This is a genomic window from Pantoea wallisii (genome assembly GCF_002095485.1).
GTDB classification, from domain to species: Bacteria; Pseudomonadota; Gammaproteobacteria; order Enterobacterales; family Enterobacteriaceae; genus Pantoea; species Pantoea wallisii.
The window spans coordinates 23574-35283 of sequence record NZ_MLFS01000001.1; the positions used below are offsets into that span (position 1 = coordinate 23574).

Consider the following 11710-nt stretch of genomic DNA (forward strand, 5'->3'; position numbering starts at 1 on the left):
TGCAAAACTTAATGCAAATTGCGCCCGACAAGTGATCCGCTTCCCCTTTTTGCTCGTCAGATAAGAATTTTTTGCGTTCCTCCCTGGCAACTGCCAACCCCAAGCTATGATTTAACAGTAATGTGCCGGTTGTTAACTGTTTTTACTTTGTGAATTGAATAGTTGTTGTACACGGCAGACATCTTTTCCATGGACGGTGTCCTTGCTTGCTGCTGTATGTATGGCTCAATGAAAAGCAGCGCACCAGTAGCGACATTGTCGTCTCTGCGGTCGCCTGCGCCAAAAATCATAGGAAGAAAGTCATGTCAGAGCTTCCCGATCGCCAGGCGATCAATGCCCTTTTTGCCGGGAATTATGCCGATCCCTTTTCTATCCTTGGGATGCACCAGACGCTACAGGGTCTGGAAGTGCGTGCGCTGCTGCCGGATGCATCCGAAGTGTGGGTCATCGAAACCAATACCGGGCGCAAATGTGCCCAGCTTAAATGCCTTGATTCACGCGGCTTTTTCAGCGGCGTGATTCCGCGTCGTAAAAATCTGTTCCGTTACCAGCTGGCGGTGAACTGGCACGGCCAGCAAAACCTGATTGATGATGCCTATCGCTTTGGTCCGCTGCTGCCGGAGATGGATGCCTGGCTGCTGGCGGAAGGCACGCACCTGCGCCCTTACGAAACCATGGGGGCCCATGGCACCACCATTGATGGCGTAAGCGGTACGCGCTTCGCCGTCTGGGCGCCAATGCGCGCCGCGTCTCCGTAGTGGGTGAATTCAACTTCTGGGATGGCCGCCGCCACCCTATGCGATTCCGCCGCGAACTCGGCATCTGGGAGCTGTTTGTTCCTGGCGCAGTCAATGGCCAGCTGTATAAATATGAGATCATCGATAACAGCGGGCAGATGCGCATAAAAGCCGATCCGTTCGCGTTCGAGGCGCAGATGCGTCCGCAGACCGCCTCCATGATCTGTAGCCTGCCGCCGAAAGTCGAGATGCAGCCACAGCGCAAAGTGGCCAACGGATTTGATCAACCTATCTCCATTTACGAAGTGCACCTTGGTTCGTGGCGCCGGCACACGGACAACAATTTCTGGCTGAGCTACAAAGAGCTGGCCGAGCAGTTGATCCCTTACGTCAAAGAGATGGGCTTTACCCATATTGAGCTGCTGCCGATCAACGAACACCCATTTGATGGCAGCTGGGGCTATCAGCCCCTTGGCATGTATGCGCCGACGCGGCGTTTCGGAACGCGCGATGAGTTCCGCCATTTCGTTGCGGCGGCGCATGATGCGGGCATCAACGTGCTGCTCGACTGGGTGCCGGGCCACTTCCCCAGCGACGATTTCGGCCTGGCGAAGTTCGACGGCACCGAACTGTATGAGCACAGCGATCCGCGCGAAGGTTTCCATCAGGACTGGAATACGCTGATTTATAACTTTGGCCGTCGCGAAGTCAGTAACTACTTATCCGGCAATGCGCTGTACTGGGTGGAGCGTTTTGGCATTGATGGCCTGCGCGTTGATGCCGTGGCCTCAATGATCTATCGCGACTACAGCCGGAAAGAGGGCGAGTGGGTACCCAATCACTTTGGTGGGCGTGAAAACCTCGAAGCCATCGCTTTCCTGCGCACCACGAACCGTACGCTGGGACGCGCGGCTGCGGGCAGCATCAGCGTGGCAGAAGAGTCTACCGACTATCCGGGCGTCACCCGTCCATCAGAGGATGGCGGTCTGGGCTTCTGGTTCAAATGGAACCTGGGCTGGATGCACGACACGCTGGATTACATGAAGCTCGATCCGGTGCATCGTCGTTATCACCACCATCTGCTGACGTTCGGCATGCTCTACAACTACACCGAAAACTTCGTGTTGCCGCTGTCGCATGACGAAGTGGTTCACGGCAAAAAATCGATCCTCGATCGTATGCCGGGCGATTCATGGCAGAAGTTCGCCAACCTGCGCGCCTACTACGGCTGGATGTGGGGCTTCCCGGGCAAGAAGCTGCAATTCATGGGCAATGAGTTCGCGCAGGGGCGCGAGTGGAACCATGACAGCAGCCTCGACTGGCATCTGCTGGAGGGCCTGGATAACTGGCATCACGGCGTGCAGCGCCTGGTGCGCGATCTTAACCACAGCTACCGTCACTACACACCGCTCTACCAGCTCGATTTTGACCCGAACGGTTTTGAGTGGCTGGTGGTGGACGATCATGAAAACTCGGTATTTGTATTTGTGCGCCGCGATCGCGACGGTAACGAACTCATTGTTGCCAGTAACTTTACGCCAGTGCCGCGCCATGATTACCGCTTCGGCGTCAATCAATCAGGCGGCTGGCGCGAAGTGCTGAATACCGATCAGCACGACTATCATGGTAGCGATGTGCGTAATCACGGCATTGTGCACACGGACGCGATTGAGAGTCACGGTCGTGCGCAGTCGCTGAGCGTGTCGCTGCCGCCGCTGTCCACCATCTGGCTGGTGCGGGAGGGCGACTGATGCTCCTGCCGGGCCAGCCATCGCCACCCGGTGCGCACTACGATGGGCGCGGCGTTAACTTCACGCTGTTTTCGCGTCATGCACAGCAGGTTGAGCTGTGCCTGTTTGACGCGCACGGCGTGGAGCAGCGCTATGCGTTGCCTGCACGCAGCGGCGATATCTGGCACGGCTATTTTCCGGCGCTGCAACCCGGCCAGCGTTATGGCTATCGGGTTCACGGCCCGTGGGCGCCCCGGCAGGGCCACCGTTTCAATCCCGCCAAACTGCTGATCGATCCCTGTGCCAAAGCCGTAAGTGGCACGGTGCCGGACGATGCACGTTTGTCAGGCGGCGAAGCGCAGCGCGACGACGCAGATAGCGCCGCCGTAGCGCCGAAATCGCTGGTGATAAGCGATGACTTTGACTGGCAGGACGATCGCGCGCCATGCACGCCGTGGGGAAAGACGGTGATCTATGAGGCCCACGTGCGTGGATTAACGCAGCAGCATCCGGAAATTCCGGAAACGCTGCGCGGGACATATGCGGCGCTCGGTCATCCTGCTATGGTGAGTTACCTGCGCCACCTGGGAATTACCGCGCTGGAGCTGCTGCCGGTGGCGGCGTTTGCCAGCGAGCCGCGCTTACAGCGCCTGGGCCTGAGCAATTACTGGGGCTATAACCCGATTGCGCTCTGGGCGCTGCATCCCGATTACGCGGCGGGTAATAACCCGCTGCGTGAGTTTCAGCAGGCGGTGAAGGCGCTGCATGCCGCAGGCATTGAGGTGATTCTGGATGTGGTGTTTAACCACAGCGCCGAGCTGGAAGAGATCGGCCCGACGCTCTCGCTGCGCGGCGTGGATAACGCCAGCTACTACTGGCTGGATGAGCACGGGGCGTATCAAAACTGGACCGGCTGCGGTAATACGCTAAACCTCAGCCATCCGCAGGTACTGGCCTGGGCGCTGGATGCGCTGCGCTACTGGGTGCAAACCTGCCATATTGATGGCTTCCGCTTTGATCTTGCCAGCGTACTGGGGCGCACCCCTGAATATCGTCAGGACGCGCCGCTCTTTGCCGCCATACAGGCCTGCCCGATTCTGTCGCAGGTGAAGCTGATCGCCGAGCCCTGGGATATCGGCCCGGGGGGATATCAGGTGGGCAACTTTCCCGTCGGCTTTGGCGAATGGAACGATCACTTTCGTGATACGGCCCGGCGGTACTGGCTGCACGGTGAGCTGAGCAACGGTGAATTTGCCCGCCGCTTTGCCGCCTCCAGCGATGTTTTTCAGCGTGCGGGCCGTCTGCCGCACGCCAGTATTAACCTGATTACCGCCCACGACGGCTTCACGCTGCGCGATGTGGTGAGCTTTAACCAGAAACATAATCAGGCCAACGGCGAGGACAATCGCGATGGCAGCAGCAGTAACTTCAGCCACAACCACGGGCAGGAGGGGCTGCAGGTCCATTTCGATATCGTTGAGCGGCGGCGGCGCAGCGTGCATGCGCTGCTGACTACGCTGCTGCTGGCGCAGGGGACACCGATGCTGCTGGCCGGTGATGAACGCGGCCACAGCCAGCATGGCAACAATAATGCCTATTGCCAGGACAATCCGCTGACCTGGCTAAACTGGCATCAGGATGACCTGGGACTGATCGATTTCACTGCCGCGTTAATTCGCCTGCGCCAGCAAATTCCGGCGCTGACGGCGGATCGCTGGTGGCAGGAGGGCGATGGGGATGTGCAGTGGTTGAATGCCAGCGGCAAACTACTGGAGAGGGATGAGTGGGAACAGGGGGCGCACAGGGTGCAGATCCTGCTCTCCAGCCGCTGGTTACTGACCATCAACGCCACGGACTCGGTGAGTAACCTTGCCTTACCAGACGGAGAGTGGCATGCCATACCTCCTTTCGCCGGGGAAGATAACCCTATCCTGACAACTGTCTGGCACGGTCCCGCACACGGCGTGTGTGTGTTCCTGAAGCAATCATAAGGAGTCAGACATGGTGAAATTAGACAGAACCGATCCTTTAATGCTGGCGCGCCAGCTCCCTACCCAAACGGTTGCCCTGATCCTTGCTGGCGGGCGCGGTACGCGCCTGAAAGATCTCACGGCCAAACGGGCCAAACCTGCCGTGCACTTCGGCGGGAAGTTCCGCATCATCGATTTTGCGCTCTCTAACTGTATTAACTCGGGCATCCGGCGCATCGGCGTGATTACGCAATACCAGTCGCATACGCTGACGCAACACATTCAGCGTGGCTGGTCACTGTTCAACGAAGAGATGAACGAATTTGTCGATCTGCTGCCGGCCCAGCAGCGCGCCTCTACTGAGCACTGGTATCGCGGCACGGCAGATGCGGTGACGCAAAACCTCGATATCATTCGCCGCTACAACGCGCAGTACATCGTGATTCTCGCAGGCGATCACATCTACAAAATGGACTACTCGCGCATGCTGCTCGACCACGTCGATCGCAACGCGAAGTGTACCATTGCCTGCTTGCCGGTTCCGCTGCATGAAGCCACGGCGTTTGGTGTGATGGCAGTGGACGCCGACAACAACGTGGTCGATTTCGTGGAAAAACCGCCGAAGCCGCCCTCAATGCCAGGCGATGACACCAAAGCACTCGCCAGTATGGGTATCTATGTTTTCAATGCCGACTATCTTTATCAGTTGCTGGAAGAGGATCTCCAGGTTGCCGACTCCAGTCACGACTTTGGTAAAGATCTGCTGCCGAAGATTGTTGCGAGCGGCGAGGCGTATGCGCACTCGTTCACGCTTTCGTGCGTGCAGAACGATGAAAACGCCGAGCCGTACTGGCGCGATGTCGGAACGCTGGAAGCCTACTGGCGTGCCAATCTCGATCTGGCATCGGTAACGCCAGAGCTGGACATGTACGACCATGAATGGCCGATTCGCACCCATATGGAGCCGCTGCCACCCGCGAAGTTTGTACAGGATCGCTCCGGCAGTCACGGCATGACGATGAACTCGCTGGTCTCCGGCGGTTGCATCATCTCCGGCTCCGTGGTGGTGAATTCGGTTTTATTCCCGCGCGTGCGGATTAATTCATTTTGCAACATCGACTCTACGGTGCTGTTGCCCGATGTGGTGATTGGCCGGTCCTGCCGACTGCGGCGCTGCGTGGTAGATCGCGCCTGCGTTATTCCGGAAGGCATGGTGATTGGCGAGAACCCTGACGAAGACAGCCGCCGTTTTTACCGTTCAGAAGAGGGCATCGTTCTGGTGACGCGCGCCATGCTGGCCAAATTAGCCACAGCGGGTCAATAAGTGACGAAAGGGCATAAAACATTGCCGCGTGGAACGCGGGCGATAACACAATAGGGGTTCAGGATGCAGGTTTTACATGTCTGTTCAGAGCTATTTCCACTGCTTAAAACCGGTGGATTGGCTGATGTCGTCGGCGCATTACCTCAGGCGCAAATTGCCGATGGTACGGATACGCGGGTGCTGATTCCCGCGTTTCCGGATCTGCGTAAAGGGATTCCTGATACTGAAATCACGGCGGAACTGCAAACGTTCGCCGGACCGGTACGCTTACTCTTCGGGCAGTTCAACGGTGTGGGCATCTACCTGATTGACGCACCAGGCCTGTACGATCGTCCCGGTAGCCCGTATCACGATACATCGCAGTTCGCTTACGTCGATAACTACCTGCGTTTTGCCCTGCTGGGCTGGATGGCAGCAGAGATTGCCAGCGGGCTGGATACTTACTGGCAGCCGGACATCGTGCATGCGCATGACTGGCATGCGGGCCTGGCACCGGCCTATATCGCTGCACGCGGACGCCCGGCCAAAACCGTGTTCACCGTGCACAACCTGGCGTATCAGGGGCTGTTTTCCGCCCGGCATCTGGACGAGATTGAAATTCCTCGTGCCTATTTTGATATGCACGGGCTGGAGTTCTTCGGACAGATCTCCTACCTGAAAGCCGGACTGTTTTTTGCCGATCATATAACCGCAGTAAGCCCGACGTATGCTCTGGAGATCACGCGCCCGGAGTTTGGTTATGGCATGGAGTCACTGCTGGAACAGCGGCTGAAAGAGGGGCGGCTGAGCGGCATTCTTAACGGTGTCGATCCCGGCATCTGGGACCCGGCGCATGATCTGCTGCTCACCGCACGGTATGACCGCGACACGCTGGAAAGCAAAGCCGAAAACAAGCGCCAGCTGCAAATTGCTATGGGGCTGAAGGTTGATGACAAAGTCCCGGTGTTCTGCGTAATCAGCCGTCTGACTAAGCAGAAAGGGTTGGATCTGGTGCTGGAGGCGCTGCCAGGGCTGCTGGCGCAGGGCGGTCAGCTGGTGCTGCTCGGGCAGGGCGACGCCGAGCTGCAGCAGGGTTTTCTTGCGGCAGCGGCAGAGCACCCCGGCAGCGTTGGCGTGCAGATCGGTTATCACGAAGCGTTTTCGCACCGCATCGTCGGGGGTGCCGATGTGATTATGGTACCGAGCCGCTTCGAGCCGTGCGGCCTGACGCAGCTCTACGGCCTGAAGTACGGCACGCTGCCGCTGGTACGCCGCACCGGTGGCCTGGCGGATACGGTGCAGGATAGCTCGCTGGAGAACCTCGCGGATGGCGTCGCCAGCGGTTTTAGCTTTGAAGACAGTAACGCCTGGTCGCTGCTGCGGGCGATCCGGCGCGCCTTTGTTCTCTGGTCGCGTCCTTCACTCTGGCGCTATGTTCAGCGCCAGGCCATGGGGATGGATTTTAGCTGGCAGGTAGCAGCACAAGCCTACCGCGATCTTTATCAACGCTTGCTGTAACGAGATTGGGATACCGGATATGAATGCACCTTTCACCTATGCTTCACCCACGCTGACGGTTGATGCACTCAAGCACTCAATCGCCTATAAGCTGATGTTTACTATTGGTAAAGATCCGTCGATCGCCAATAAGCATGAGTGGCTGAACGCTTCGCTGTTAGCGGTGCGCGATCGTATGGTGGAGCGCTGGCTGCGTTCCAGCCGTGCGCAGCTGTCCCAGGATGTGCGGCAGGTGTATTACCTGTCGATGGAGTTTTTGATGGGGCGCACGCTGGGCAATGCGCTGCTGGCGATGGGCATTTATGACGATCTCAATCAGGCGCTGGATGAGATGGGGTTGGATCTTAGCGAACTGATGGAAGAGGAGAACGATCCCGGCCTCGGTAACGGTGGTCTGGGGCGCCTGGCCGCCTGCTTCCTCGATTCGCTTGCCACCCTGGGTCTGCCAGGACGGGGTTACGGCATTCGTTACGACTACGGCATGTTTAAACAGAACATTGTGGATGGTCAGCAGCGTGAATCCCCCGACTACTGGCTGGAGTATGGTAACCCGTGGGAGTTCCAGCGTCACAATACGCGCTACAAAGTGCGCTTTGGCGGGCGTCTGCAGCACGAAGGCGCGCGCGTACGCTGGGTGGAAACCGAAGAGATCGTGGCGATGGCCTATGATCAAATCATTCCCGGTTTTGATACGGATGCCACCAACACGCTGCGGCTGTGGGGTGCGCAGGCGAGTAACGAGATCAACCTCGGCAAATTTAATCAGGGCGATTACTTTGCCGCCGTGGAGGATAAAAACCACTCGGAGAACGTGTCGCGCGTGCTCTATCCGGATGACTCCACTTACTCCGGGCGCGAGCTGCGTCTGCGCCAGGAGTACTTCCTCGTCTCCTCAACGGTGCAGGACATTCTGCATCGTCACTGGCAGATGCATGAAACCTGGGACAATCTGGCGGATAAGATCGCCATCCACCTGAATGATACGCACCCGGTGCTGGCGATTCCTGAGCTGATGCGTCTGCTGATGGATGAGCATAAATTCAGCTGGGACGATGCGTTTGAAGTGACCTGTCAGGTATTCTCCTACACCAACCATACGCTGATGAGCGAAGCGCTGGAGACCTGGCCGGTGGATATGCTCGGCAAGATCCTGCCGCGCCACCTCAGCATCATTTTCGAAATCAACGACTACTTCCTGAAAACTATTCAGGACTACTACCCGGAAGATTGGGATCTGATGTCGCGCATCTCGATCATCGATGAAAATGATGGCCGCCGCGTGCGCATGGCATGGCTGGCGGTCGTGGTCAGCCATAAAGTGAACGGCGTCTCCGAACTGCACTCAAATCTGATGGTGCAGTCGCTGTTCGCGGATTTTGCTCGCCTGTTCCCGGGCCGCTTCTGCAATAAAACCAACGGCGTAACGCCACGGCGCTGGCTGGCACTGGCGAATCCGGCGCTGTCAGACGTGCTGGACAATGCCATTGGCCGCAACTGGCGTACCGATCTCGGCCAGCTCAACGAGCTGGTACCGCATGTCGACTATCCGGCCTTTATTGAACAGATTGCTGACGCCAAGTTTGCCAACAAAAAACGGCTGGCGGAGTGGGTAGCGAAAAACATGGATATCGTGCTCGATCCCCATGCGCTATTTGATGTGCAGATTAAACGTATCCACGAATATAAACGCCAGCTGCTGAATGTGCTGCACGTGGTGACGCGCTATAACCGCATCAAAGCCGATCCCAATGCAAACTGGGTGCCGCGCGTAAATATTTTTGCCGGTAAAGCCGCCTCGGCCTATTACGTTGCCAAGCACATTATTCACCTGATCAACGATGTGGCTAACGTGATCAACAACGATCCGCAGGTGAAGAACAAGCTTAAAGTTGTGTTTGTGCCAAATTACGGCGTGAGCCTGGCGCAGATCATTATTCCGGCGGCGGATCTCTCGGAACAGATCTCTACTGCAGGAACGGAAGCCTCCGGCACCAGTAATATGAAGTTTGCGCTGAACGGCGCGCTGACAATCGGCACGCTGGACGGCGCGAACGTTGAGATGCGTGAGCACGTAGGCGAAGAGAATATCTTTATCTTCGGCAATACGACGCCGCAGGTGGAGAAGCTGCGCAAAGAGGGTTATAACCCGCGCAAATATTACGAAGAGGATGCCGAGCTGCACCAGGCGCTGACGCAGATTGCCAGCGGCGTGTTCAGTCCGCAGGAGCCGGGGCGCTATCGCAGTCTGTTCGATGCGCTGGTGAACTTTGGCGATCACTATCAGCTGCTGGCGGATTACCGCAGTTACGTCGATACCCAGGATAAGGTGGATAAGCTCTATCGCCAGCCGGAAGAGTGGCAGCGGCGCGCGGCCCTGAATATTGCCAACATGGGCTATTTCTCAGCCGACCGCACCATTCAGGAGTATGCCGATGAGATCTGGCATATTTCACCGGTAAGGCTGTAAAAAAGGTCGCCATAAATGGCGACCCTATGAAAGATGTACGACGCTCGTAGGGTGCGCATAAATGCGCACCTGGCGAGATTACTTCAGCGTAATGCTCTTCACAATGCTGTCCGCATCGCTCTGCGCCTGCTGCTGGTTGTCAGCGGGCAGGGTAATCTGCAGCGTCAGCAATTTTCCGTCCACTTTCGCCAGAATAACCGAGGACCATGAGGTCTGATTATTGGCGGAGATCACCGTGTCCAGCTGCTGTGCCGGCTGATCTTTCAGGGTTACCGCTTTATTAGACACCACCTGTAGCTGTGGATCGCGGTTACGCTGCTGCTGCTCCAGACGCTGTGACAGCGCATCAAGCGTTTCGTTAGTCGGGTCGCCGGCAATCACGATAATCGCGCGCTGTCCGGTTTCATCGGCATACACGTGCATGTTGGTCGATTCAGAGCCCAGTTTACCGCTCTTATCTGACATACCGGCGGGCAGGCTGAAGCTCAGTTTGCCATCCATCAGGTTAACCGTCTGTGCGGACTGGCTGGCCGTCGCACCGCTGTTGTTTGCCGCTGCGTCATCTTTCTTCTGGTCACAAGCCGCAAGGCCGATTACCAGCAGACCAATACCTGCATATTTCACTAAGTTACGCATTCTTATCCCTTTCATCAGATCCTAATCAGGCGTTATACAAGCGGATTTACCGGCCAAAAGCAACCAACGCTTTGTCAGGAGATCTTAGCCTGCTGCAGCGTTTCGTCTACGTGCAATTAGCCGAAATTCATCCGGCGCTGATTTTGTCGCTCCGCCAGACGTTTCAGCGCCGCGTTAAGCAGCACGCCGTAAGCGGGCAGGAAGAAAATCATGCAGATTAAGACCTTGAAGCTGTAATCGACCAGCGCGATCTCGACCCAGTGCGCAGACATAAACGGGTCCGGACTTTTGTAGAAAGCGATGAAGAAGAAAGCCAGCGTATCGCTGATATTGCCAAGGAACATGGCGCAGGCCGGCGCGATCCACCACTGCGGAAGCTGACGCAGCCGGTTAAACACGTGCACATCCAGAATCTGGCCAAGGGCATACGCCATAAAGCTGGCGCAGGCGATACGGGCAACAAACAGATTCACCTCTGCCAGCGACGCCCAGCCCTGCCATTCACCCTGGAAAAACACGCATGACACGACATAAGAGATAAACAGCGCCGGGATCATGACCGCCAGAATAATGCGCCGCGCCAGCGGGGCACCAAAGATGCGTACGGTAAGATCGGTCGCCAGGAAGATAAACGGAAAGCTGAACGCACCCCAGGTGGTGTGGAACCCGAAAATAGCCACCGGCAGCTGCACCAGATAGTTACTGGAGGTGATCACCAGCAGGTGAAAGAGCGACAGCCAAAACAGCGCATGCATGCGCTGACGTGCAGAGAAGTTGATCATATGAACCTTTTTAGTAATGGGGTTAGGGAACCCATCCCTTCCTCTTCATACTTCAGTTTTCATGTGCGTTGGCTGCACCAGCTCACTCCGGTCACTCACTGTAGTAAGCTCCCGGGGATGATCCGGCTTGCCGCCTTCCTGAAACCTGAATTATTTTGAGGAATTGGCAGTAACGTTTAAAAATCGGTCGGCATCTTAACGCGTTGCGCAACGAATGCAATGGTTAATTTTAGCGCAATCGTTATCGCCTTGCGCTGCTGCGCCAGCGCGCTAGAATGAGCGCCCACACTGAACAAAGACAGAGAATCATGAGCGATCCTTTTTCTGCGCCGGACCATACGCTTGATGCACTGGGTCTGCGCTGCCCGGAGCCGGTAATGATGGTGCGTAAAACCGTGCGCGGCATGCAGCCGGGTGAAACACTGTTGATCATCGCTGACGATCCCGCCACAACGCGTGATATCCCCGGCTTTTGCCGCTTTATGGACCATCCGTTGCTGGCACAGCAGACAGAAACGCTGCCGTATCAGTATCTGATTCAGAAAGGTGCGGATGCCTGAGCAACGG

At 57.0% G+C, this 11710-nt stretch carries 7 protein-coding genes and 1 pseudogene; 6 read left to right on the forward strand and 2 right to left on the reverse strand.

The window, feature by feature from the left end; genetic code table 11:
* Positions 1-302: 302 nt before the first annotated feature.
* The 5 genes and pseudogenes from glgB (at position 303) to glgP (ending at position 9725) form a co-directional block, all read left to right on the forward strand.
* Positions 303-2488 (forward strand): annotated as a pseudogene (gene glgB, locus HA48_RS00090) (1,4-alpha-glucan branching enzyme).
* Positions 2488-4458, forward strand: a complete 1971-nt coding sequence (gene glgX, locus HA48_RS00095; RefSeq protein WP_128599219.1) for a glycogen debranching protein GlgX — start codon at positions 2488-2490, stop codon at positions 4456-4458. Before glgB ends, glgX begins: the two are co-directional and overlap by 1 nt.
* A gap of 10 nt (positions 4459-4468) precedes the next feature.
* Positions 4469-5761 (forward strand): glucose-1-phosphate adenylyltransferase, encoded by a 1293-nt coding sequence (glgC, locus tag HA48_RS00100; RefSeq protein WP_128599220.1) that lies wholly within the window; start codon positions 4469-4471, stop codon positions 5759-5761.
* 63 nt (positions 5762-5824) lie between these two features.
* On the forward strand, positions 5825-7258 hold the full coding sequence (glgA, locus tag HA48_RS00105; RefSeq protein WP_128599221.1) for a glycogen synthase GlgA: 1434 nt from the start codon (positions 5825-5827) through the stop codon (positions 7256-7258).
* 19 nt (positions 7259-7277) lie between these two features.
* Entirely contained in the window at positions 7278-9725 is a 2448-nt protein-coding gene (gene glgP / locus HA48_RS00110; protein WP_128599222.1) for a glycogen phosphorylase, read from the forward strand.
* Positions 9726-9803: 78 nt separating this feature from the next.
* On the opposite strand, the gene HA48_RS00115 is transcribed toward glgP, so the two are convergent.
* Together HA48_RS00115 and HA48_RS00120 are read right to left on the reverse strand one after the other, a co-directional pair.
* Positions 9804-10361, reverse strand: a complete 558-nt coding sequence (locus tag HA48_RS00115) for a DcrB family lipoprotein (protein ID WP_128599223.1) — start codon at positions 10359-10361, stop codon at positions 9804-9806.
* A 116-nt stretch (positions 10362-10477) separates the two neighbouring features.
* On the reverse strand, positions 10478-11143 hold the full coding sequence (locus HA48_RS00120; protein ID WP_128599224.1) for a 7-cyano-7-deazaguanine/7-aminomethyl-7-deazaguanine transporter: 666 nt from the start codon (positions 11141-11143) through the stop codon (positions 10478-10480).
* A gap of 308 nt (positions 11144-11451) precedes the next feature.
* Here HA48_RS00120 and tusA point away from each other — a divergent pair, with 308 nt between their 5' ends.
* Positions 11452-11703, forward strand: a complete 252-nt coding sequence (gene tusA / locus HA48_RS00125) for a sulfurtransferase TusA (protein WP_128599225.1) — start codon at positions 11452-11454, stop codon at positions 11701-11703.
* Positions 11704-11710 lie beyond the last annotated feature (7 nt).